The following is a 22533-nucleotide window of genomic DNA, read 5'->3' on the forward strand; positions in this document are numbered from 1 at the left end:
GGTTCGCATTCGCGGATGGCGTGAAGCATGGTTTTGCATTGGTGAGCCGGCTGCCGCAACTTGGGGAGCCTTCGATCGGCTCCGCTTCACCCGATCGTTAGTGGGCGGCGCTCTTTGCCGTCTCGACGCCAGAACCGGCCTTTGGGCTCCTGCATTGCCCCTATCAACCCTAGTCGGGAGCTGAAAGGGAGAACCGAACCGTGGAAGAATGGGACGGGATCGTTTCGGACGACACGCTTGCATCCGTCGTGAAGGGGCTCGGCTGGTTCAGCATCGCGCTCGGAGTCGTGGAACTCGTCGCGCCCCGAAAGCTCCACCGGGCGCTGGGGCTCGGCCATCACGAGGCGATGACGCGGGGATTTGGCCTCAGGGAAATCGCTGCAGGCGTCGGCATTCTGGCCACCCGCGATCCGACGCCTGCCGTTTGGTCGCGGGTGGCCGGTGACGCGCTCGATCTGGCCAGCCTCGCGCCGACGCTCCGACGCTCCAACCCCCATCGCGCGGTGGCCGCCGGAGCCTTCGCCAACGTGGTGGCGATTACGGTTCTGGATATCGCCTGCGCTCTGGCCTTGTCGCGACGCCGCGCCGAGCATCGCGACCGGTCGTTCTGAAACACGAGCCATCCTGCTGCCATCCGTCGCAGCCATCGAATCGGCGATGTGCCGGCTGGTGAAGCCGCATGAAATCTGCTTCCATGCCTGCCGGAAGGAGAGGCTGGGAGGCTTCGGACGTTCCGAATGCGCCGTTTTATGGCTGCAAGGTTTTCCTTGCGGTCTTTTCCTTGTTTGTCGTTCGATCCCAATAAAGAACAAGTGTCGTGCGGGGCGAAAGCGCCGAAGGTTAAATCAATTGCGTAGTATCTGAATAATACCCATTCGCGATTTGGTTGTTCGATTGTCTCGCCGACGAGTTCCACGGGAGGAATAGATGGCGAAACTCGTGCATAGCATGATCCGGGTCCTGGACGAGGCCCGTTCTTTGAGTTTCTACGAGCGCGCCTTCGGGCTGGCGGTGGCCGAGCGGCTGGAATTCGACGGCTTCGTGCTGATCTACCTGTCCAACGCCGAAAGCGGTTTCGAGCTGGAGTTCACCGTCAACAAGGACCGCGCGGAGCCCTACGCGCTCGGCGACGGCTATGGCCACCTCGCCGTGGTGGTCGAGGATGTCGAGGCCGAGCACAAGCGGTTCGAGGAGAACGGGCTGGAGCCGCGCAAGCTCGTGGATTTCCAGCACGACGGGCGCACCCTGGCACGCTTCTTCTTCGTCAAGGACCCCGACGGCTACCAGATCGAGGTCATTCAAAAAGGGGGACGGTTCGGCTGAGAAGCCCGCCGGCTGGGAGGCCGGGACTGAAAGCATTCGAGAACAACGGGAGGAGAACCACATGGATAGAACGGTCGACAACGCGCCCCCGCGAAGCGCATCGCCGACGGCGATGGCGCAGGTGACGGGCGCTTCGTATTCGCTCGATTTCGGCAAGGACGAAGGCAGCCGCCGGCTCATCGCCCGCATGGTGCGCGTGATGTATCCGCACAAGAATTTCGGCGACGGGCTCTACGAGCGCTCCGCCGAGGCGATCCTGAAGGCGGCGGGCGCAACGCCGGCGCTGAAGGTCGCCTTCGCCACCGCCCTTCACGACCTCAACGAGGCGCGCTTCACCGAGCTCGACGACGCAAACGCGCTGAAGCACCTGAAGACGATCGAAGCGACGGCCTTCTTCAAGCTGGCGCGCTCCACCGCGGTCGTGACCCTTTACGACGACGCTGAGGCCTGGGACGCGCTCGGCTACGAGGGCGAGAGCTTCGACAAGGGCGGTTACATCCATCGCGGCTTCAACGATCTCGACTGGCTGCCCGAACCGCGGATCGAGGAACTGGGAGCCGGCCAATGACCACGATCGCGCATGACGAAAAGGCCGTGGTCATCGTCGGCTCGGGGGCCGGCGGCGGCACGCTCGCCTATGAGCTGACCAAGGCGGGCATTCCTTGCGTTCTTCTGGAAGCCGGCCCGTTCCTGAAGAACGAGGATTACAAGAACGACGAATGGGAAGCCTTCCGCCAGATGGCCTGGCTCGACCCGCGCACCACCACGGGCTCGTGGCGGATCGCCAAGGACTTTCCCGACCTGCCGGCCTGGATCGTCAAGGCGGTGGGCGGCACCACCACCCACTGGTCGGGCGCGACGCCCCGCTTCCACGAGCACGAGTTCAAGGCCCGCTCCACCTATGGCGAGGTGGAAGGCGCGGCGCTTCTCGACTGGCCGCTGACCTTGAGCGAGCTTGCGCCCTATTACGACCAGGCCGAGATCGCCATCGGCTCCACCCATCGCCACGGCCGCCCGGCCTTGCCGGCCAACAATAACTACAAGGTCTTCGCCAACGGCGCCGAGCGGGTCGGCTACAAGCTCTACGCCACCGGCCCCTATGGCACGAACGCCGAGCCCTATGACGGCCGCCCGGCCTCCATCCAGGACGGCTTCAACTTTCAGGGCGACAAGAACAAGTTGAAATGGAGCATTCTCGTGCGCGAGATCCCGCGTGCGCTGGAAACCGGCCTTCTCGACCTTCGTCCCGACGCCCATGTCGTGCGCATCACGCATGATGCCTCCGGCGAGGCCGATGCCGTGCTTTACGTGGATGCCGAGGGCAATCTCCACCGTCAGGCCGCCAAGGTCGTGTGCGTCGCCGGCAATTCCATTGAAACTGCCCGTCTCCTGCTCTTGAGCGACAGCGGACGGTTCCCGACAGGCCTTGCCAACGGCTCCGATCAGGTCGGCCGGAACTACATGCGCCACCTCACCGGATCGGTCTATGCCCGCTTCGACAAGCCGGTGCGCATGTATCGCGGCGAGACCATGGCCGGCATCATCGCCGACGAGGCCGTCCACGATCCCTCGCGCGGCTTCGTCGCGGGCTACTACATGGAAACGATCTCACTTGGGGTCCCCTTCCTCGCCGCCTTCGCCGATCCTGGCGCCTGGGGGCCGGACTTCGCGGAACTCATGGACGCCTATGCCAATACGGCCGGCATGTGGATCGTGGGCGAGGACATGCCGCAGGCGACGAACCGCGTGACCCTGTCCGACAAGGTCCGCGACCAATGGGGCCTGCCGGTGCCGAACGTGCATTTCGACGATCACCCGAACGACGTCGCCATGCGCGAATATGCCTACGAGCACGCCGAGAAGCTCTACGGTGCGGTCGGCGCCATCGCCTGCCACCGCACGCCGCCCTATCCTTCCACGCACAATCTCGGCACCTGCCGGATGAGCGAGCGGGCGGAAGACGGCGTCGTGGACCGCTGGGGCCGCGCCCACGAGGTGCGCAACCTCTTCGTGTCGGACGGCTCCGTGATGACCACCAGCGCCGCCGCCAACCCGACTCTGACGATCGTCGCCCTGGCGATCCGGCAGGCCGAGTACATCGCCCGCGAGATCAAACGGGGCGATCTCTAAGGCCGACGAACCCTCGCCGCCCTTCGTGTAGAGAGGGGCGGCGGGCATCGAACGGGAGGGAAATGCCATGTGCCGGTTGTTCGTGGGCGCCAGCCCCGACCTGTGGGAAAGCCAGACGCGGTCCGTGCGCATGGACGGCATGGTGACGAGCGTCAGGCTGGAAAGGATGTTCTGGACGGTGCTCGAGGATATCGCCGCCAAGGACGAGATGAACATTCCCCAGCTTCTCCATCAGCTCTACAACGAGTCGATCGACGAGGGGCACGATCTCGGCAACTTCACGTCTTTCCTTCGGGTCTGCTGCCTGCGCTATCTCGATCTCCAGTTGCAGGGACTTCTGCCGGAGGGGCAGGGCGACGCGCGCACGGCCGAGGACATTTTGAGGCTCGAAGCGGAAACCCATCGGGCGCGCGACGAGAAGCGCAGGGTGGCCGCGCCGCCGCTCATCGGGAAAGGGCGGGCCTATATCCAATGAAACCGGGCCCGAGCCTCGTTCGCCCTCGCCGAGCCGTTGAAGGAAGGGGCGGGCAGTGACGGCGCTTCGATCCTTGAAGCAGCCCTTCACTGCGCGGGCAGGGCTCGGATCGACGAGGGCGGGGGAGGCGGAGCGCTTTGTCGCCGAGTTGCACGACATCGTCGGCGCGCGTCACCTTCTCACCACCCCTTCGAAAATGCGCCGTTATACGCGCGGCTATCGCTTCGGCTCGGGCAGCGCGCTTGCGGTCGCGCTGCCGGGCACTCTCGTCGAGCTCTGGCGGGTGGTGGAGCGCTGCGTCGATGCGGATACCGCGATCGTGCTTCAGGCCGCCAATACGGGCCTCACCGGAGGCTCCACTCCCTTCGGGGAGGACTACGACCGCCCGGTCGTCGTGATCGGCACGATGCGGATCAAGGCCCTGCATCTCCTCGGCGAAGGGCGGCAGGTCGTGGCCTTTCCCGGCACGACGCTGGACGAGTTGGAAAAGGCGTTGAAGCCGCTCGGGCGCGAACCGCATTCGGTGATCGGCTCGTCCTGCCTCGGCGCGTCCGTGATCGGGGGCATCGCCAACAATTCGGGCGGCTCGCTGATCCGGCGGGGGCCTGCCTATACCGAACTCGCGCTTTACGCCCGTGTCGGCGCAAACGGGCGGCTGGAACTCGTCAACCATCTCGGCATCGATCTAGGAGAGGCGCCGGCGGAGATCCTGTCGCGCCTCGACCGCCACGACTACGGCGAAGCGGCGGTGGATTGGCAAACGGAGCGCGTCGCCTCCGACCCGGACTATGCGACCCATGTTCGCGACATCGATGCCCCGAGCCCGGCCCGGCACAATGCCGATCCCCGGCGGCTTTTCGAGGCGTCCGGCTCGGCCGGGAAACTCGTCGTCTTCGCCGTGCGCCTCGACACGTTCGAAGCGGAACGGAACGCCCGCGTCTTCTATGTCGGCACGAACGACCCGAATGAGCTGACGCGCATCCGCCGCGAGATGCTGGCAAGTTCCGCCTCGCTGCCGGTCGCGGCCGAATACATCCATCGCGAGGCCTTCGATATCTCGGAGCGCTACGGCAAGGACATCTATCTGCTGGTGCGCCGGCTCGGCACGCAGCACCTGCCGAAGCTCTTTTCCCTGAAAAGCCGTTTCGACGCGCTCGCCGAGCGCCTGCCATTTATCCCGGCCAACCTGTCCGACCGTTTGATGCAAGGAGCGGCCAGCCTGTTCGGCCCCCATCTGCCGCCGCGATTGACCGGGTTTCGCGACCGCTTCGAGCATCATCTGATGATCAAGGCGGCGGATTCGGGCGCGGAGGAACTGCGCCGGATCTTGAGCGATCTATTCCCGAGCGCGGCGGGCGATTTCTTCGAATGCACGCCCGAAGAAGGGGCGGCGGCCTTTCTCCACCGCTTCGCGACCGCCGGCGCGGCGGTGCGCTACGATGCGGTGAAAGGCCCGCGCAGCGGCGGCGTGATCGCGCTCGACGTGGCGCTCGCCCGCAACGAACGCGACTGGGTGGAGCACCTGCCGCCCGCGCTATCCGGCTCGATCGCGCACCGGCTTTATTACGGGCACTTCTTCTGCCACGTCTTCCACCAGGACTACCTGCTTCACGAAGGCGTCGATTGGCACGCCACCAAGCGCGAGATGCTGGCGCTCATGGACAAGCGCAACGCGCGCTATCCGGCCGAGCACAATGTCGGGCATCTCTACGAGGCGGGCGAGGTTCTGGCCGGGCATTATCGCGAGCTCGACCCCTGCAACTGCTTCAATCCGGGGATCGGAAAAACGTCGAAGCTCCTGCGATGGCGTCGAAGCGGCCATTCCGGCGCGTCGTCGCCCGCGTGATTTTCCGAAAGGCGAGGCGTCGCGCCCTTTCAACCTCTCGGCTTCCTCGGGTCGGCTCGCGAAAGTCGTTTCTGCTCCCCATCGACGCGTTGTCCGGCATTTTGCCGTTCCGTTTCATCCGCCTGTCATTTCCCTCCCGCAAAAGGCGGCGCGAAGGCGAAGGTGAGTGACGATGTTCGGGATAATGCGTGTTTCGGCCCTTTGGCCCTTCGGTCCAAGACGCGGCCGCATGGAGGCTTGCCCCTTCAAGCAGCGCCGGATCGTGTCCATGGTCGATGAAGGCTGCAGCTATGCCGTCATCCGTCGGCGCATGCGGGTGGGCAACACCGAAATCGACGTCGCGCTTCGCCAAAGCCTGAACTGACGCTCAAGACACCTTCCAAGCCCGCCTCCGGCCCGGATGATCCGGAGGCCCGCCCGTCGCTCAGGCGTTCCAGCTCATCGCGCAAAGGATTTCGAACATCATCGTCGCGCCGGTCAGCGCCGTCAGTCCGCTTTGATCGAGCGGTGGGGACACCTCGACGAGGTCCGCGCCGACGATGTCGAGCCCGGCGAGACGGCGAACCAGGCCTTGCGCTTCGCGTGTCGTGAAGCCGCCGATCTCCGGCGTGCCGGTGCCGGGCGCGAAGGAAGGGTCGATGCCGTCTATGTCGAAGGAAACATAGGTCGGCCTGTCGCCGACAAGGGCACGCGCCTCATCCATCACGGACGCGATGCCGCGCTCGGCGAATTCCTCGATGAAGACGATCCGGATGCCGGCCGCTCTCGCATAGTCGAAATTCGTCGCCGAAGAGATCGCGCCGCGGATGCCGATCTGGATCGAGCGCTTCGGATCGATCAGCCCTTCCTCGATCGCCCGCCGAAAGGGCGTCGCATGGTTGTAGCGCTGGCCGAAGAAGTCGTCGAACGTATCGGAATGCGCGTCGAAATGGATGAGCCCGACCGGCTCGCCCCGATGGAGGCCGCGCAGGATCGGAAGCGTGATCGAATGGTCGCCTCCGGCGGTCAACGGCCGCGCGCCGGCTTTCGCGATGTCGCGAAAGAAGGCCTCGATCGACGCGAAGCTTTCGGTGAGATCCAGCGGGTTGACCGGCGCATCGCCGCAATCGGCGATGCGAAGCGCCTCGAAGGGCGAACGGCCGGTGACGTGATGCACGGCCCGCACGAGGCTCGATTGGTTGCGGATTTCGCGAGGTCCGTGGCGCGCGCCCGTCCGGTTCGTCGCGCCGCCGTCGAAAGGCACGCCGACCAGCGCGATGTCGACCTCGTCCGGGCGAGCCTGCGGCAGGCGCATGAAGGTCGCGGGGCCGGCAAAGCGCGGCACGAGACCGGAATCGAGAGGCTTGAAGCGTCGTTGTTCGGCTGGCGTCATCGCGTGGCCTGTCCTCATCATCGGCGATCCCCCGTTCGAGCGGACGGAAGGGATTTCGCACCCTTAGTTAGACGTATCAGCCTCGTTGCGAAGAGCCGCCTGGTTCCGGTGCGATCAGGGACATCACTTGCCGATCGAGGGGAAGACGCGCGATCAGCGTACTGAGTTCGGGTTCCGCGACGAGGTCGGCGGCCTGGAGAAGGCCGGCCCAGCGCATTTCTCGCTGGCCCTTTTCCTTCCATTTGGCGAGCGTGCGCTCGACCCGCATCGCATAGGCGACGACCGTCGTCAGACGGAAGTCGTGGCTCGTGCGCCGCCAATAGGTGTAGCAGCCGACCGGCTCGCGCAGCATCGTGCCCTCGATGCCCGCTTCCTCGAAGGCTTCCGTGGCGGCGGCGCGGTGATCCTTCACGCCCTTCATGGTCCAGCCCTTGGGCACGATCCATCGCTGCGTCTGGCGCGAGGTGACGAGAAGGAGTTCCGGGCGACCATCGGGCGACAAACGAAGCGGCAGCGCCGCGACCTGATAGTCGTGTCGGCTTTTCTTGGCGGCGGGCATCTCCTCGCAAACCTTCAGCCTGCCGGGCGTCGCGCCGGATGGAGGAGCGAGAAAAAGCGTCCGTCCCGCCTCATGCCGCTTCAACTCGCGCCGACAAGGTCGAGGAGATCGGCTCTGGTTCCCGGTGCGCCGGCCAGAACCGCGCCGCCCTTCTGCATATCGTCCCATCCCGCCGGATCGACGATCCAGCCGCCCGCTTCCTCCACGAGAAGAAAGCCCGCATAGCAATCCCAGGCGTTCATGTGCGGCTCCCAGTAAGCCGCGAGCCGCCCGGCGGCGACATAGGCGAGCATCAGCGCGCCCGAGCCGTTGCGGATGAACATGCCGCCCCGGTCGAGGAGCTTTTCCACGACGGTGGAGATGGTGCGGCTCGGCACGCGATGGTTGGCGCCAAGGCCGAGGACGCCGTTTCGCAAGCTGACGTTCGGGGCGACCCTGATCGCCGCCCCGTTCATCCTCGCGCCCGCGCCGCGCCGCGCCGAATAAAGCTCGTTCGTCGTCGGCGCGAAGACGACGCCCGCGACGATCTCCTGGCCGCGCATCACCGCGACGGAAACGCACCAGGCCGGGATGCCGAAGACGAAGGGGCTCGTGCCGTCGATCGGGTCCATCACCCAGGTGAAGCCGGAGGAGCCGTGCTCCATCCCGTATTCCTCGCCGAGCAGGCTGTCGTCGGCAAAGGCCTCGGCGATGCGCCGTCGCAGCAGCGTTTCCACTTGCTTGTCGGCGACCGACACGACGTCCTGGCCGTTCATCTTCTCGTCCACCGTCAGACGGCTGCGGTCGCGGAAATAGGAAAGGGCGATGGCGCCGCCTTCCCTGGCGATGGCTTCGGCGAGTTGCCGGCGGGCCTCCACGGCGTCGTCGGCGTGTGGATTGGGGGAGGGGGTCATGGAAACGGATCTCATGCGGGAATGAGGGCGACGCCGCGCTCGTGAAGGCCGATGCCGACATCGCTCGCGACGGGGCGGACCTCTTCGATGGCGGGGTCCACGATGAACAAGCGGCCGAAGGCGGTCTCGACCTCGTATTCGATATGATCGCCGAGATAGGCTGCGCTCATCACCCGGCCGTCGAGGAAATCGGCGCGTCGGTCGCCAAGAAACATGGCGTTCGGGCGGATGGCGAGCTTGGCCGCCCCTTCGCGGGCCGCCCCCGCGCGGATTTCGTGCGCAAGCCCGCCGAGCCGCGCCTTCAAGCGGCCGTCGCTGTCCCGCACGACCTCGCAGGGCACGACATTCGCCTCGCCGATGAAGTCGGCGATGAAGGAGGAGGCGGGCGTCTCATAGAGATCGCGCGGCGAGCCGGCCTGCGCGATCTCGCCGTCCTTCATCACCACGATCCGGTCGGACACTGCGAGCGCTTCCTCCTGGTCGTGGGTGACGTAAACAGCCGTGAAGCCGAGCCGTTGCTGCAACTCGCGGATTTCGGTGCGCACATGGCGGCGCAGCCGGGTGTCGAGATTGGACAAAGGCTCATCCAACAAAAGCACCTGCGGTTCCAAAACGAGTGCGCGGGCCACCGCCACGCGCTGTTGCTGGCCGCCGGACAATTCGCTCGGAAGACGCGGGCCGTAGCCGCCGAGACCGACTTGGCTCAGCCCTTCCTCGGCGCGCTCGCGGGCAGCCTTCCGGGAGAGTCCGCCCGAGCGCAGGCCATAAGCGACGTTCTCGGCGATCGTCATATGCGGAAACAAGGCATAGGACTGGAACACCATGGACACGTCGCGCTCGTTGGCGGGAAGGGCCGTCACGTCCTTGCCCCCGATCAGGATGCGCCCCGCCGTCGGCTGTTCCAGGCCGGCCAGCATCCGCAGCGTGGTAGTCTTGCCGCAGCCCGACGGTCCGAGAAGTGTGACCAGCGTTCCCGGCTCGATGTCGAGGGACAGGCTGCGGATCGCCGTCACCGCGCCGAAGCGCTTCTCGACATTCTCGAAACGGACCGATCCCTTGGGCGACAAGGCAGTCATGCGACCTTCTCCTGGGGAAGCGTTGCGGCGCTGATGGGCGATAATGCGGCGGGGGCGGTGTTGCCGGTTTCGCGGCGCAGCCGGCGCTGCCCGACGAGCATCTGGAAGAGGCCGATTACCGTGATCATCACGAGGATCAGCATGGTGGAATAGGCGATGGCGACGCCGTATTCGCCGTTCTCCGTCAGGCCGACGATGTAGGACGTCGCCATGTTGTACTCGGCGCTGACGAGAAAGATCACGGCGCTGATCGAGGTGATCGAGCGCACGAACGAGTAAACGAGCGCGCTGACGATGGCGGGTTTGAGAAGCGGCAGCACGACGCGGCGAAGCGTGGTGAAGGAATTAGCGCCGAGCGTCAGCGAGGCTTCGTCGAGGCTCTTGTCGAGCTGGCTCATCGCCGCGATGCCGCCGCGCACGCCGACCGGCATGTTGCGGAAGATGAAGCAGACGATGAGGATGATCGCCGTGCCGGTCATCTCGATCGGCGGCAGGTTGAAGGCGAGAACGTAGGACACGCCGATCACCGTGCCGGGAATGGCGAAGGACAGCATCAACAGGAATTCCAGCGTGTCGCGGCCTGCAAAACGCTGACGCACCAAGAGATAAGCGGACAGAAGGCCGACCGCGGCGGTCAAGGGCGCGGAAACGAGCGCGATCTCCATGGTGGTCCAGAAGGAATCCCAGGCGACGCCCGTCCAGCGCAGGCCGTTCTCGGTAAAGGCAACCGAGAAGGCCTTGGCGTAGTGGTCGAGCGTCAGGGTGTTGTCGAGGCCGAGTGTTCGAACGAAGCTGCCGACGACGATCATCGCGTAGACGGCGAGGGTGAATGTGATCCAGGGCAGGACGAGCGCGTAGACGCCGGTGCGCAGCCGCGCGTCGAGGGCGGCGTGGCGGCCGGAATCGCCCTTGCCCGTCACCGTCGTGTAGCTCTTGCCTTTCAGCCAGAAACGCTGCGCGGCGAAGGCCGAAAGGGTGAAGGCGAGAAGCACGAGTGCCAGAACGGCCGCTCTCGCCGGATCGTTTTGCGCGCCGACCACGGCGAAGAAGATTTCGGTGGAAAGCACGCCGTGGCTGCCGCCAAGCACCAGCGGGTTGCCGAAATCGGCCATGCTTTCGATGAAGCCGACCAGAAAGGCGTTGGCGAGGCCCGGACGCATCAAGGGGAAGCTCACCGTCCAGAAGGTGCGCCAGCGGTTGGCCCGCATGGTCTGCGCGGCTTCTTCCATGGAGGGGCTGATGCCTTCCACGACGCCGATCAGCACCATGAAGGCGATCGGCGTGAAGCTCAGCATTTGGGCGATCCAGATGCCGGTGAGACCGTAGAGCCAGCGCCCGCCATCATAGCCGGTGAGGGACAGGATGCCCTGCGTGACGACGCCGGAGCGCCCGAACAGGAGGATGAGGGCGAGACCGATCACGAAGGGCGGCGTGATGATCGGCAGGATGGTGAGAAGGCGCAGGAGCTTCTTGAACGGAAAGCGCGTGCGCGTCGCGGCAAGCGCGAAGGCGAGACCCAGAACCGTGGTGCCGAACGCCGTCATCAGCGCCAGAAACACCGTGCGCCAGGCGAGCCCGCAGGCGCCGGAACCCGTCACGCAGGACAGCGACCAGATGGAGGGATCGACGATGTTGGCCGAGAAGCTCGTCGCATCGAACGAGCCGTCCAGCGATTGGAAAGCGCCGATGAAAAGGCTCACCAAGGGGTAGAGCACGAAGGCGCAGACAAGGGCGACGACGATCGCGATGGCGGACAGAACAAAGGCGTCGCCGCGCAACCGCCCTCGCTCGGCAAGGCCGAAAGCGAGAAGGAGAAGAAAGGCAAGAGCCAGCGCGAAAGCGCCGAGGCCGAAAGGCGGCTGCCCGTTTTCCAAGGGGCCGAAAAGCGTTTCCCAGCCGCTCCAGTTCCAGCCGCCATAGCCGACGGAGAGACCCTCGACAACGAGAAGCGCGAGCCCCAGACCACCTGCCAGCGCCAGCATCGATCCGCGCGCCTCGCCCGGACCCTTGAAGCGAAGGGCAATGGCCGCCAAGAAGGCGAGCGCGACAGGGGCGAGCCAGAAGGCGTGGCGAAGCGGGATCTGAAGCACGCCCGGCGCGGCGTCGGACCCGAGCGGCCAGGAGCCTGCCCAGCCGCCGTTCCAGAACCCGCCTTCCAGCCCGTACCAGGGCAGGACGGCGAAGGCGACGAGCCCGAGAAGCAACGCCCCGTCGAGCCGGCGAATGCGCGAATCCATCGACTATCCTTCCCGAAGAGTTGGAAGAACGGGCACGCGCTCGGGCGCCCGTTCTTCGCCGTCAGTTGGCGGAAGCGCCGATCTCGCGGTCCCAGCGCTCCAGAAGCGCCTTGCGGGTCGCGGCATTGCCGAACTTGGCGAAGTCGTAGTCGATCAGCTTGATGTCGCCGAGCTTGGGCGCTTCGGGCGGCACGGAAGCGTTCTTGTTGGAGGGCAGTTGGAAGGAATCGGCTTCGGCGGCGTGCGACTGCACCTCGGCGGACAAAGCCCAGTCATAGAAGACCTTGGCGTTTTCCAGGTTCTTGGCGCCCTTCACGATCGACATGGAGCCGACCTCGAAGCCCGTGCCCTCGCAAGGGGCGACCGTCTTCACCGGAAAGCCCTGCTTGGTCATGGCGACCGCATCGTGCATGAAGACGATGCCGATGCCGGTTTCGCCGCGCGCCGCCGCCTTCACCGGGGCGGAGCCGGATTTGGTGTATTGCGTGACATTGGCGTTCAGCGCCTTCTGGTACTCGAAGGCCTGATCCTCGCCCATCAACTGCACGAGGGTGGCGAGCGCCGTATAGGCGGTGCCCGACGAGTTCGGATTGGCGATCTGGATCTCGCCCTTGTATTTAACGTCCGTCAGGTCCTTCCAGCAGGCGGGGGCGGCAAGGCCTTTCTTTTCGAGGATCTGCGTGTTGTAGCCCCAGCCGAGCGCGCCGGAATAAACGCCGACGGTGCGATAGCCCGACACTTCGGCCTGTTTCTGCGCCCAGGGCTGCAGCTCGCCGAGCTTGGGCGACTTGTATTCCAGCGTCAGCTTGTCCTCGGCCGCCTGGAGATGGGGGTCTCCCGTTCCCGCCCACCAAAGGTCGGTCTTGGGGTTGCGCGCTTCGGCGCGGAGGCGGGCATAGGCCTCGCCCGAGCTCATGCGCACCATGTTGACGTCGATGTCATGGTCCTTCTCGAAGAGCCGCTCCATCAGCTCGCACCATTTCACGTCCGCTGCGCAAACGAGATTCAAGCTGCCCGCGGCATTGGCCGGCAAGGCGGATGCGGCGATGCCGACAAGCATGGTCGTGACGAGGAAAGTCGTGCGCATGGAGGGCCTCCCAGCACCTGAAGATTTTGCACTCGTGTGCAAGGTTGCGCGATACACTCCCATTGTCAACAGACCGTCATGCTGACAATCTAGGCGTTGGAAACCAATGCAAGGCCTTGCAACCGGAAGGCAGGAAGATGGAGCATCCGAAGGAAGGCCTCGCGCGGCCGGCGACATTCGCCAGCGCGCAGGAAGTCGCGCGCCTTGCCGGCGTGTCCCGCTCGGCCGTGTCGCGCGCGTTCACGCCCGGCGCCAGCATCTCGGAGGACACGCGCGCCAAGGTGGAGGCGGCCGCCGCCGCGCTCGGCTACCACGTGAACCATCTCGCGCGCGGCCTGATGCGGCAGAAGACGGGTATCGTCTGCCTCGTCGTCGCCGACATCCACACGCCGTACCTGTCGCGACTTCTCGACCACCTGTCGCGCGCTTTCCAAGAAGCTGGAAAGGTCGTCATGGTGCTGAATGCCGGCCGGGCCGCCCGCAATGTGGAAGACGCGTTGCGCCAGACCCTGAACTACCGCGCCGACGCCACGATCGTCCTGTCCGGCACGCCTTATCGCTCGATCGCGCAAAGCTGTCTCGACAGCGGCCAGCGGCTCGTTCTTCTGAACCGCGCCGACCAACTGCCGGGCACGATCAACCTTGCCGTCGACAATGCCCGCGCCGCCCGCACCGCCGCCACCCTGTTCCTGCGCGCGGGGTATCGCCGTCTGGCGCTCGTCACGTCCGCGGTCGGCACGCCGAGCCTGACGGCAAGGCGGGATCACTTCGTGGCCGCCGCGGGGGAGAACGGCGTTGCGGTCGAGGTCTGGCAGGGGGGCGCTACAGCCTATGAGAGCGGCCTGGAAGGCGGCACGGAACTGCTTGCGAGAAGCGAGCCCCCGGACGCCGTCTTCGCCGTCACCGACCTTCTCGCCTGCGGCGTTCTCGACGCGGCGCGCCGCCGTTTCGGCCGCCGGGTGCCGGAGGAGATCGGTGTCATCGGCTTCGACGACATCGAACAGGCCGGCTGGGTCTCCTACGACCTCACCACCTTCGCCCAGCCGGTGGAGGACATCGCCGGTTGGACCGTGCGAATCGTGGCAGACGGGGTCGAGGAAGGCGAAGAAGGAAGCCGCGTGTTCGAGGCGCCCCTCGTGTGGCGCTCGTCCGTCGCCCGCCGGGGTTGAGCGCAAGGCCCCGGCGACGCTTTGGGCCTTCGACGGCGGCCGGGACGGACTGGCGTAAGGCACGATGCCGGTTCGATGATCCGTCTTTATCTCCGGTCGCGACCGTCCTGCCGATGGTGACGGTATGGGCCCGAAGGGACGGTTCTGCGAACTTGAGTAGCGATTCAACGATCGATGCCGGCTTCGGGACGAAGCCCGACCCGAACGGGACGCCCCGCGTGACGGCTTTGATCGATCGCCACGATTGGCGGTCAACCGCCCTCGGCGCTCGCGACGCCTGGACGCAGAGCCTGCGAACCACGCTCGACATCATGCTCGGCTCGGGACATGCCATGTGTCTCGCGTGGGGGCCGGACCGCATCTTCCTCTACAACGATGCCTATGCCCCGTTCCTTGGCGCGCCATCCCGCAGCGCTCGGCATGGTCTTCGCCGATGTCTGGCCGGATGTGTGGACCGACATCTCGCCGCTGGTGGACCGCGTGTTCGCGGGCGAGACGACGACCTTCCAGGCCATGCCGCTCGTCATGACCCGCAACGGCTATTGCGAAGACACTTGGTGGGACTTCTCCTATTCCCCGGTCCATGACGAGACGGGCAAGGTCGCCGCGCTTCTCAACGTGACATCCGACGCGACGCCGCCGGTGAGCTGGCCGATCGCTTCCGTCTTCTGGGACTGGCGAAGGGCCTCCTGCGCTTCGAGGAGTTGCGCTCCCCGCCGCAGGCACTCCGTGACGTCGGTGACGAACTGATATGTGCCGATCTGCCTGCCCGCCTCTTTGAACAGCGGCCGGAACTTGACCTCGTAATAGGGCCGCGCCCGGTCGGGATCGCCGAACTCCTCGATGACGGTGACTTGCTCGCCGCTGAGGCCGCGCGCCCAGCCGGCACGGACCTCCGCTTGTTGTTCCGGCTGGTCGGCGAGAAGGTCCAGCATGTTGCGCTCCACCGTGCGCTCGGCGACGCGCTCTTCCAGCGTCGCGTTCAGCTCGCGCAGACGGTCCTCGGCCAATTTGCGGTCGTTGATGTCGATCGCAGCCCCGAACCATCGCAGGATTTCGCCCGTGCGCCCGTCTCTGTATGGCTCCGCGCGATCCGGAAACCAGCGATATTCGCCCGTCGCCGAGCGGATGCGATGCTCGAAGACGTGGGGCTTGGTGCCCTCTCGCGCCGTTTGAAAGGATGCGACCACCTCAGGCCCGTCTTCGGGATGGATGAACGCGGCGGCGATCTCGCTGGGCGACATCGGGTGGAAGGACGCGCCGGTATCCGGTATAGTGCGAGAACGGACGGCTGAGAAACTCCATCCGTCCATTCGCATCGGCGATCCAGATGATCTGGGGGGCCGTGTCCACCATCAGCCGGAACCGAGCCTCGCTTTCGGCGAGCGCCGCCTCGGCCCCGATCCGGCTCGTTGTTTCGCCTGAAGAGACCTATCGGCGGTTTAGCCTCGTCGTTCGAACAGGGTTGCGCTACTCGAAAAAAGCAGACGTGCGAGATTTGTGGGAAATAGCCGGAGCGCCCGAAGAATACAGCGGACAAGAGGGCCGCTCAACGTCCAAGTGGCAGCGAAAGAGAAGGTTCTCTATGGCATTCAGTTCGTTGGCGGTAGAAACCGCTCGGACCTAGTTCTGGCGGAAAGGGGGTCCGCCAAACTTATGTCCTTCCCCATTCGCTGGCGTCTCTCAGAGCCCTGCGCTGCGGGCCTGTTCTTTCTCTGTTCGTCTGCCACTGTCCGCCATAGTTCGCTAATATCTCCACTTCAAAGTGGGGAAGAAAGTGGGGAAGGATGGCGCGTACCACCGGCAAGCTGACGGACACCGGCATCAAGTCGAGCGGCTTGAAGACCGGCCGGCATTCGGATGGCGGCGGCCTTTACCTGAACGTTGCGGCTGCCGGGTCGAAGTCGTGGGTCTTCATGTGGACCATTGGTGGTAAGCGCCGGGAGATGGGCATGGGTGCCTATCCTGAGATTGGTCTTGCGAGAGCGCGCAAGATGGCTGCCGAGTACCGGGAGGCCGTCGCAGAGGGGCGGGACCCGATAGCCGAGCGAGTTGAAGCGCAAGCAGCGTCATCGGAGCCCACGTTCGGGGAATGCTGCGATCAGTTGATAGCGTCCATGTCCTCGTCCTGGCGCAACGAGAAGCATCGTGCGCAATGGAAGATGACGCTGGAAGTCTACGCCAAGCCGATCCGCGAGAAGCGCGTCTCCGCTATCGATACCAACGACGTTTTGAAGGTCCTCAACCCGATCTGGACGAAGAAGGCGGAAACGGCATCACGGCTGCGCGGCCGGATCGAAAACGTCCTCGACTTTGCCAAGGCCAAGGGCTGGCGAACCGGAGAGAACCCGGCACTGTGGCGGGGCCACCTAAAGAACGTCCTGCCACCTCGCCAGAAGCTCACGCGCGGGCACCATGCGGCGATGTCCTACGATCAAGTTCCGGCTTTAATGGTGGCGCTCCGCAAGTCGGAGGGCCTATCGGCTCGAATGCTGGAACTGACGATCCTAACGGCGGCACGCTCCGGTGAAACTCGTGAGGCGGTATGGCCTGAGTTCGATCTGGACAAGGCCGTCTGGACGATCCCGGCGAAGCGTATGAAGGCTGCGAAGGAGCATCGTGTCCCACTATCCGGCAGAGCCGTAAAGATCCTGCGCGAACTGCATGAGGTGCGAACAGACAACCTTGTGTTCCCTGGCAACCAGCGCGGTGAGCCGGCGGAAGGCGTCAAACCGCTCTCCGTCATGGCGATGGACATGCTGCTTCGGCGCATGAAGCAGGATGTGACGGTCCATGGCTTCCGGTCTGCGTTCCGCGATTGGGCAGGGGAGGAGACCAACTTCCCGCGCGAGGTAGCGGAACAGGCTCTTGCCCATCACGTGGGTGATGCTGTCGAGCGAGCTTATCGTCGTGGTGATGCGCTCGAAAAGCGTCGGCAGCTTATGGAAGCGTGGGCGTCGTATCTGGCACCGGCCGGGGAGGGGATGGTGGTTCAGTTGCAGCACAAACGCGCAAACAGTTAGTGTGTCAGACGTATCGGCCGGGATCGGGCAATCCGTGACGACGAGCTGACGCGAGCTATTTTCGGCGAAGCTTCAACGGTCATGTCCGCCGCAGGACGTTGAAGCGTTCGGTAGCAAACTGCGAGTTCCAGTCTGGAACGTATCTCCATAACCCTTCCTTCCCCGAGCAAAGGGAGACTTTGCATGTCGAACAACACCGCGACCGAAAACCCGAACGACAAAATGCCCGCCGGCAAACCGCTGGACGACAATTCAGCGGTTCCGGAGGGTGGCGCGTCCGAAGCCGGCGATCTGCGCGAAGACGGGGCGACGCCTAGCAATCAAGATCGACCGATGACGGAAGACGAGAAGCTCGAAAAATCGCTCGAGGATACGTTTCCGACTTCCGATCCCATTCCGCCCAGCCAGATCGATGGGCCGAACAACTAGGTCCGCCTCGCATAGCCTCGGTGGCACCATTCTCACGGTGTCGGGCGTGGCAGGGGGGACGGCAGCGACAACTAATGGCAGCGCGTGAAGCGCCGAGGCGATACGCAACACGCCTCGGCGCTTCGTGCATGTGGCGTCCGAAAAAGGACGCGCCTGGACGGCATTGAGCATCCTGACGCGAAGTCGTTGAGGATCGGTCACTGGGCGTAGCGGAACCAGATGGAACGGGAACGCTTCCTCGATACACATTGAGGAGGAACCAATGTCCGACGTTGCCAAGACCGACAAAGACGGAACCGAGTACCGCTCGGACGGATCGAAGATCGCGACCGCAGACGATCCGTCCGGCGAAACCGAAACCGAAAAGGTCCAGCGCGAAGAGAGCAAGCTGCCGAATGGCGGTCGGGCGCCGGAATACGACGAAGCCGATCCAGACGACATCGCGGCACCGTCGCCTCCAACTGGTGCGTAACCGGTCGCGCTCCTCTACCCACGATGCTCAAAAACGCCGCCGTATCCCAGCCGGTGGCGTCCATTGCGCCAGCGCTTCACGGTCAACGATCTCCAATAGGATGTAGCGAGCTCGCAACAGCACCCGATCACGATCTTATCATCGGTGAAGCCGGAGCATCTCGACATCCGTATCTCACGCGACGATCGCCGTGATGGCGCTTCGGCAGAACCCATTTGGGAGAGACGACATGCTCAAGACGATGATCCGCACCGGTGCCCTCGCCACTGCGCTTGCCGTTGGCTCGTTCGGTCTAGCGTCAGGCGCCATCGCGCAGGATATGCCGATGGTCGGTGGTGCGCCGATGGACCCCGCCAAGACGATCCCCGAGAATGCCTCGAAGGCGAACAACCTGACGACGCTCGTCGCGGCAGTGAAGGCGGCGGGCCTCGCCGACACTCTGGCAGGTGCTGGTCCGTTCACGGTCTTCGCGCCGACCAATGCAGCCTTCGAGAAGCTGCCGGCGGGCACCGTCGACACGCTCGTGAAGCCTGAGAACAAGGCGATGCTCACCAAGATCCTGACCTATCATGTGGTCCCGGCCAAGGCGACATCGGAAGCCGCAATGAAGATGATCAAGGACGACGGCGGCAAGCACATGGTGAAGACCGTCCAAGGCGAAGAGCTGACGCTGGCGATGAACGGGGACAAGCTCACCGTGACCGACGCCAAGGGCAACACCGCGACCGTGACCCAAGCCGATGTCCTGCAAAAGAACGGCGTGGTTCACGTCATCGATACGGTTCTGATGCCGAAATAAGTCAGGGCGCCTAGGGGCCTAGACATCTTGAAGGTGGGAGCATTCCTCCCGCCTTCGTCTCTCGGCCACTATGTCGATCGAAAGCACGTGTCCAACCGTCTCATTGCTCGTCTTCGGGGTCGATAACCTTGAAGTTGGCGCGATGGCGGTCCGCCTTCAATGACCGCACAATCTTCTCGAACTCTTCAACCGACCGCCTGAGCTTTTCAAGGCTATCCGCTGTCATCAAAGCCGAAGGCATATCCGGCGAACTCGCGCCGTCGGAGCTTTCCCCCTCCGACGGTTTCTCATCTTCTTTATCCACGGCGATCAGAACTCTTCCCAGCTATCCTGAGAAGGCGCGGACTTCGCGACAGTTCCGTTAAAACCGGTATGCTTCATTTGGCGAACCGGGCGGGCGGTGGCCGGCTTAATGCTGCTCGGCCGCCGGATGCTGGCTTGGGACACCGCATGATCACGGCCGCCATTTGCTACCCGCACCTGGAACCGTTCGGTCAATGCAGCCAGCTCTTCCGTTTCGCTGGAAAGAGACTGCGCGGCGGCCGTTGTTTCCTCGACCATCGCTGCATTCTGTTGCGTGACCTTATCCATCTGGTCGGCAGCAGTGGAGACTTCGCGGAGGCTGACCGACTGTTCGCGTGCGGAGTGCGCCATCTCGGCGACGACGGTCGCAACACCTCCGACCTGTGCCACGATCTGCTCCAGCGATCGACCCGAGGCGGATACCAGCTCGACGCCCGCTGCAACTTGCGCTGACGAAGTCGAGATGAGGTCCTTGATCTCTTTCGCCGCTTCCGCCGAACGCTGCGCCAGCCCGCGCACTTCCTGTGCTACCACCGCAAACCCCCGGCCAGCCTCGCCGGCGCGCGCCGCTTCGACGCCCGCGTTGAGCGCAAGGAGGTTCGTCTGGAAGGCGATCTCGTCAATGACCGAAATGATGTTGCCAATCTTGTTGGAAGACGTTTCGATCTCAGACATTGCCGCCACCGTCTGTGCGACCACCGCGCCGCCCTTTTCGGCTTCCCTTTGTGCCAAGGTTGCCGCCGCACGAGCGTCGTCCGCGCTTTGCGCCGTACCGTTCACGCCACGCGCGACTTCCGACAACGCGGCCACTGTTTCCTCAAGGCTCGCAGCCTGCTGTTCCGTGCGCTGCGACAGGTCGCCCGCAGCAACCGTGATCTGGTTAAGGCCAACGCGCATTGATCCAACGGCCCCTACTACCGAGCCGATCGTGGCTTCGAGTTGCTCAACGGAGGCATTGAACTTGGCGCGGATAGGCTCGAACTCGGAGGCGACGGCTTCGTTCATTCGGACCGTCAGATCGCCGGAGGAGAGCCTGTCAAAGCCGGCCTCGACGGCGTGGACGAACACACGCAGATCTTCCGCCTTCGCATTGTCGATCGCTGCCTGCCGTTCCCGGCTCGTTGCCTGCGCGTCACGAGCCTCCTCCGCTTCGCGCTCAAGTGCCAGCTTGGACAAAGCTCCTAGTCGGAAACCTTCCAGCGACTTAGCCATGCGGCCAATCTCGTCGTTTCGTGTCCTGCCAGCAATCTCGTGTTCGAGCTTCCCTGCAGTCATGTCTGACATAACGCCTTCGAGCATTCCGATGCCCCGCACGAAGCGCGTAAGCATTAGCCAAGCGAAGGCAATAAGATCCAAAAGAAGTGCGCCAGCGCTTACGAGCATAAGGGTAGCGTAAAATGAGACTTGTTCGTTCGCCTTCGCGACTTCCGCATTCGTACGTTCGCTCAAATGCACAAGAAACGCGTCAACTGGCTGCAGAATGTTGCCGATAAACTCGTGATACTCCTTCGACACCAAGAGATCGCCAGCCGCTTTCCGCTGTTCAGGCGATACAGTCGCTTGCTCAACCATCTCCATCGCTTGCGTTTCCATAGTAACCAGCTTGTCGGAGCGGGCGATGGCTTCATCAAGAAGGGCAAACTCCGCCCCTTGAATACCGGCTCGCTTCATTCTTTCTCGTAGAGAAAGTGCTTCCTCGTTTGGCCGAGGTTCACGTTGTCCAGCAGCAACAAACTCCCAGTAGGGTCTAGTGTAATAATCGAGAGGGGTGGGAAGCTTGCCTTCCTGAATATCTAAGACTTTGAAATATTGATCCTTAAATGCGGTATCTCCGGTCGAAACGTATGTTCGGACAAGCCGCGTTAAGTCTGCCGAAGATTGCCGAAACCCATTGGCAAGTTGGTAATCTTCGTAACGTTGATCGTAGGCAAGGCGAACTTCGTTTTGCCCATTCCGGTAGAGGAAAAGAGAAATAAAGAAAGCTATGAGAAGTCCAAATGTAAGCGCGCTAAAAGCGACGAATATGCTGCGGATACTCACGTCAAACTTTCCGAGCTGGTTTTTCTAAACGTATCTCTAAGATGACGTTGAGCCGAAAAAGCTTAATTTTCACGCACAAGATTGTCCAAAAAACCAGCAGAAGGCGTCTTTCGCCAAATAGTCTCGATCTGGAGGCAGAGAGGCAAATGCTGGCGGCAACCAGTGAGAGAGGCGCGTTCGATGTCGGTTAGCAGGTGTTAGCTTCGCAACAGCTCTTTCTCGTTCTAGCTCTTCCGCAACCTCACCCCTGGCCCGTCTCCGTTCTCCGTTATGAAGATGACGCCTGCGGCTTCGACGAAGTGTTGCGTCTCAACCTTTCAGATACCCTTCTCTGGTCAGCCATTCGGTCATCACCTTCTGAATAAGGCTCGACAGCGAACGCGCATCAGCTTCGGCAGCCTTGTCCAATGCCTCCTTCGTTGACGGCATGAAGCGAACGCTAACAGGCGTTGTCTTTTTTGTATCGACTACCAATGACTACACCGTATTGACAGGGTTGCGGCTACGCCATACAGTGTAGTCGAAAGTAGCCAAAACACCTAGCGGAGAATTGTCATGCAAAACGCCTCCATCCAGGCGACCGGCGAAGCTATGCCTGCCGTCACCCGCCGTTCTTTCCTCCGTACGACTGCCGGCGCTAGCGCTGCTGCAATCGCGTCCGGTGGCATCGCCGTTGCCGCCCAGGCGATCCCCGACGACAAGTCGAGCGCCATCAACGCTCTTCTCGAGGACTATCTTGCCGAGAAACGGCGATACTGGGCTCTTTCCTCGGAACGTAAGCAAGCCGATGCGCGCCTTCCTGCCTGGGCGAGGCCTGGTCCGAGAGAACTGAACCCGGACGGCAGCAGAAGGGGCATTATCGTCGGCTGGCCCGAATTGCCCGAGCCTTTGGTGCCAAATCCTGAACAGTCGAGCATCAAGGTCTTGATCCGCCCCTCGCTGCGCGATGCTTGGAAAGCCGCGCGCGAGACCATCTACGACGGGCCGTTCGTCGTCCGAAACGAGGACGGCACCATGACGGTGCTGAAACCCGCGCCCGTGTTCGGAGAGAAGCGCCGCGCCGCTCGCCTGCGTGGCTATCAGACGGTCCGCGAGGTCATGGACCGCGTTCGCCAGCAGCGTGAAGAGCAAAGGAAGGTCGGCTTGCCGCGCCTCGATGCTGAGATGGATGCTTCATGCGATCGAAGCGACGCAATCGAACGCAGCATTCGTGAACTCGCAACCGGTTTCAGTTCCGCTGAGATCGCCGCCGTCTCTCTGTTCGAATTCATGTACGGCGCGGAAGACTTCCCGCTCTCGC

Annotated in this window: 22 protein-coding genes and 3 pseudogenes; 14 read left to right on the forward strand and 11 right to left on the reverse strand. The window is 63.7% G+C overall.

Going from position 1 to position 22533, the window contains the following annotated elements:
• Positions 1-200 precede the first annotated feature (200 nt).
• The 7 genes from F9929_RS14705 (at position 201) to F9929_RS24715 (ending at position 6138) form a co-directional block, all read left to right on the forward strand.
• Positions 201-611, forward strand: a complete 411-nt coding sequence (locus F9929_RS14705) for a hypothetical protein (RefSeq protein WP_235919324.1) — start codon at positions 201-203, stop codon at positions 609-611.
• A gap of 316 nt (positions 612-927) precedes the next feature.
• A complete protein-coding gene (locus F9929_RS14710; protein WP_152047334.1) occupies positions 928-1323 on the forward strand; it encodes a VOC family protein in 396 nt (131 codons plus the stop codon).
• A 61-nt stretch (positions 1324-1384) separates the two neighbouring features.
• The gene (locus tag F9929_RS14715; protein ID WP_210251342.1) at positions 1385-1891 is read left to right on the forward strand and encodes a hypothetical protein; all 507 of its coding nucleotides are present in this window, start codon (positions 1385-1387) and stop codon (positions 1889-1891) included.
• A complete protein-coding gene (locus F9929_RS14720; RefSeq protein ID WP_152047335.1) occupies positions 1888-3453 on the forward strand; it encodes a GMC family oxidoreductase in 1566 nt (521 codons plus the stop codon). The genes F9929_RS14715 and F9929_RS14720 overlap by 4 nt, the downstream gene beginning before the upstream one ends.
• A 67-nt stretch (positions 3454-3520) precedes the next feature.
• Positions 3521-3928: a ribbon-helix-helix domain-containing protein gene (locus F9929_RS14725; RefSeq protein ID WP_152047336.1), complete on the forward strand. Its 408-nt coding sequence runs from the start codon at positions 3521-3523 to the stop codon at positions 3926-3928.
• 55 nt (positions 3929-3983) lie between these two features.
• Entirely contained in the window at positions 3984-5774 is a 1791-nt protein-coding gene (gene dld / locus F9929_RS14730) for a D-lactate dehydrogenase (protein ID WP_268915663.1), read from the forward strand.
• 229 nt (positions 5775-6003) lie between these two features.
• Positions 6004-6138, forward strand: coding sequence for a hypothetical protein (locus tag F9929_RS24715; RefSeq protein ID WP_268915664.1), 135 nt, complete (start codon positions 6004-6006; stop codon positions 6136-6138).
• A gap of 60 nt (positions 6139-6198) precedes the next feature.
• On the opposite strand, the gene speB is transcribed toward F9929_RS24715, so the two are convergent.
• The 6 genes from speB to F9929_RS14760 form a co-directional block, all read right to left on the reverse strand.
• The gene (gene speB, locus F9929_RS14735; RefSeq protein WP_152047337.1) at positions 6199-7146 is read right to left on the reverse strand and encodes an agmatinase; all 948 of its coding nucleotides are present in this window, start codon (positions 7144-7146) and stop codon (positions 6199-6201) included.
• 76 nt (positions 7147-7222) lie between these two features.
• A complete protein-coding gene (locus tag F9929_RS14740) occupies positions 7223-7705 on the reverse strand; it encodes an NUDIX hydrolase (protein ID WP_193227773.1) in 483 nt (160 codons plus the stop codon).
• An 80-nt stretch (positions 7706-7785) separates the two neighbouring features.
• On the reverse strand, positions 7786-8598 hold the full coding sequence (locus F9929_RS14745; RefSeq protein ID WP_152047338.1) for an inositol monophosphatase family protein: 813 nt from the start codon (positions 8596-8598) through the stop codon (positions 7786-7788).
• Positions 8599-8609: 11 nt separating this feature from the next.
• A complete protein-coding gene (locus F9929_RS14750; protein WP_152047339.1) occupies positions 8610-9674 on the reverse strand; it encodes an ABC transporter ATP-binding protein in 1065 nt (354 codons plus the stop codon).
• Positions 9671-11911 carry an ABC transporter permease gene (locus F9929_RS14755; protein ID WP_152047340.1) on the reverse strand — a complete coding sequence of 747 codons (2241 nt, stop codon included), beginning with the start codon at positions 11909-11911 and terminating at the stop codon, positions 9671-9673. Before F9929_RS14755 ends, F9929_RS14750 begins: the two co-directional genes overlap by 4 nt.
• Before the next feature lie 61 nt (positions 11912-11972).
• Positions 11973-12998, reverse strand: a complete 1026-nt coding sequence (locus tag F9929_RS14760; RefSeq protein WP_152047341.1) for an ABC transporter substrate-binding protein — start codon at positions 12996-12998, stop codon at positions 11973-11975.
• A 137-nt stretch (positions 12999-13135) separates the two neighbouring features.
• On the opposite strand from F9929_RS14760, the gene F9929_RS14765 reads away from it, so the two are divergent.
• Both F9929_RS14765 and F9929_RS24865 read left to right on the forward strand, forming a co-directional pair.
• Entirely contained in the window at positions 13136-14167 is a 1032-nt protein-coding gene (locus F9929_RS14765; RefSeq protein ID WP_152047342.1) for a LacI family DNA-binding transcriptional regulator, read from the forward strand.
• 420 nt (positions 14168-14587) lie between these two features.
• Positions 14588-14743 (forward strand): annotated as a pseudogene (locus tag F9929_RS24865) (histidine kinase); the annotation flags it as partial.
• Positions 14744-14790: 47 nt separating this feature from the next.
• Here F9929_RS24865 and F9929_RS24945 read toward each other — a convergent pair.
• The 3 genes and pseudogenes from F9929_RS24945 to F9929_RS24725 all read right to left on the reverse strand — a co-directional run.
• A pseudogene (locus tag F9929_RS24945) lies at positions 14791-15186 on the reverse strand (PAS domain-containing protein); the annotation flags it as partial.
• Between the two features lie 33 nt (positions 15187-15219).
• Positions 15220-15411, reverse strand: a pseudogene (locus tag F9929_RS24950) (PAS domain-containing protein); the annotation flags it as partial.
• Complete coding sequence (locus tag F9929_RS24725; RefSeq protein ID WP_268915666.1) at positions 15359-15523, reverse strand: PAS domain-containing protein; 165 nt, start codon at positions 15521-15523, stop codon at positions 15359-15361. The gene F9929_RS24725 and the pseudogene F9929_RS24950, both read right to left, overlap by 53 nt.
• Before the next feature lie 431 nt (positions 15524-15954).
• Here F9929_RS24725 and F9929_RS14785 point away from each other — a divergent pair, with 431 nt between their 5' ends.
• From F9929_RS14785 to F9929_RS14800, 4 genes are all read left to right on the forward strand, one after another.
• A complete protein-coding gene (locus tag F9929_RS14785; protein ID WP_152047344.1) occupies positions 15955-17190 on the forward strand; it encodes a tyrosine-type recombinase/integrase in 1236 nt (411 codons plus the stop codon).
• Between the two features lie 183 nt (positions 17191-17373).
• Positions 17374-17619, forward strand: coding sequence for a hypothetical protein (locus tag F9929_RS14790; protein WP_152047345.1), 246 nt, complete (start codon positions 17374-17376; stop codon positions 17617-17619).
• Positions 17620-17881: 262 nt separating this feature from the next.
• The gene (locus F9929_RS14795; protein WP_152047346.1) at positions 17882-18091 is read left to right on the forward strand and encodes a hypothetical protein; all 210 of its coding nucleotides are present in this window, start codon (positions 17882-17884) and stop codon (positions 18089-18091) included.
• 229 nt (positions 18092-18320) lie between these two features.
• Positions 18321-18890, forward strand: a complete 570-nt coding sequence (locus F9929_RS14800; RefSeq protein ID WP_152047347.1) for a fasciclin domain-containing protein — start codon at positions 18321-18323, stop codon at positions 18888-18890.
• A 100-nt stretch (positions 18891-18990) separates the two neighbouring features.
• Here the strand turns inward: F9929_RS14800 and F9929_RS14805 are convergent, their stop codons facing one another.
• A complete protein-coding gene (locus tag F9929_RS14805; RefSeq protein WP_152047348.1) occupies positions 18991-19194 on the reverse strand; it encodes a hypothetical protein in 204 nt (67 codons plus the stop codon).
• A gap of 5 nt (positions 19195-19199) precedes the next feature.
• Positions 19200-21233, reverse strand: coding sequence for a methyl-accepting chemotaxis protein (locus F9929_RS14810; RefSeq protein WP_152047349.1), 2034 nt, complete (start codon positions 21231-21233; stop codon positions 19200-19202).
• A gap of 555 nt (positions 21234-21788) precedes the next feature.
• On the opposite strand from F9929_RS14810, the gene F9929_RS14815 reads away from it, so the two are divergent.
• Positions 21789-22533: hypothetical protein (locus F9929_RS14815; RefSeq protein WP_152047350.1), on the forward strand; the 745-nt coding region annotated here is incomplete at its 3' end.

This window comes from Aureimonas psammosilenae (assembly GCF_009176975.1).
GTDB lineage: Bacteria > Pseudomonadota > Alphaproteobacteria > Rhizobiales > Rhizobiaceae > Plantimonas > Plantimonas psammosilenae.

Coding starts and splice junctions, on each gene's coding strand:
- F9929_RS24725 (WP_268915666.1), bottom strand. CDS start 15,523: ATGGTGGACACGGCCCCCCAGATCATCTGGATCGCCGATGCGAATGGA.
- F9929_RS14795 (WP_152047346.1), top strand. CDS start 17,882: ATGTCCGACGTTGCCAAGACCGACAAAGACGGAACCGAGTACCGCTCG.
- F9929_RS14760 (WP_152047341.1), bottom strand. CDS start 12,998: ATGCGCACGACTTTCCTCGTCACGACCATGCTTGTCGGCATCGCCGCA.
- F9929_RS14710 (WP_152047334.1), top strand. CDS start 928: ATGGCGAAACTCGTGCATAGCATGATCCGGGTCCTGGACGAGGCCCGT.
- F9929_RS14720 (WP_152047335.1), top strand. CDS start 1,888: ATGACCACGATCGCGCATGACGAAAAGGCCGTGGTCATCGTCGGCTCG.
- F9929_RS14790 (WP_152047345.1), top strand. CDS start 17,374: ATGTCGAACAACACCGCGACCGAAAACCCGAACGACAAAATGCCCGCC.
- F9929_RS14785 (WP_152047344.1), top strand. CDS start 15,955: ATGGCGCGTACCACCGGCAAGCTGACGGACACCGGCATCAAGTCGAGC.
- F9929_RS14715 (WP_210251342.1), top strand. CDS start 1,385: ATGGATAGAACGGTCGACAACGCGCCCCCGCGAAGCGCATCGCCGACG.
- F9929_RS14755 (WP_152047340.1), bottom strand. CDS start 11,911: ATGGATTCGCGCATTCGCCGGCTCGACGGGGCGTTGCTTCTCGGGCTC.
- F9929_RS14725 (WP_152047336.1), top strand. CDS start 3,521: ATGTGCCGGTTGTTCGTGGGCGCCAGCCCCGACCTGTGGGAAAGCCAG.
- F9929_RS14750 (WP_152047339.1), bottom strand. CDS start 9,674: ATGACTGCCTTGTCGCCCAAGGGATCGGTCCGTTTCGAGAATGTCGAG.
- F9929_RS24715 (WP_268915664.1), top strand. CDS start 6,004: ATGGAGGCTTGCCCCTTCAAGCAGCGCCGGATCGTGTCCATGGTCGAT.
- speB (WP_152047337.1), bottom strand. CDS start 7,146: ATGACGCCAGCCGAACAACGACGCTTCAAGCCTCTCGATTCCGGTCTC.
- F9929_RS14745 (WP_152047338.1), bottom strand. CDS start 8,598: ATGACCCCCTCCCCCAATCCACACGCCGACGACGCCGTGGAGGCCCGC.
- F9929_RS14765 (WP_152047342.1), top strand. CDS start 13,136: ATGGAGCATCCGAAGGAAGGCCTCGCGCGGCCGGCGACATTCGCCAGC.
- F9929_RS14740 (WP_193227773.1), bottom strand. CDS start 7,705: ATGCCCGCCGCCAAGAAAAGCCGACACGACTATCAGGTCGCGGCGCTG.
- F9929_RS14800 (WP_152047347.1), top strand. CDS start 18,321: ATGCTCAAGACGATGATCCGCACCGGTGCCCTCGCCACTGCGCTTGCC.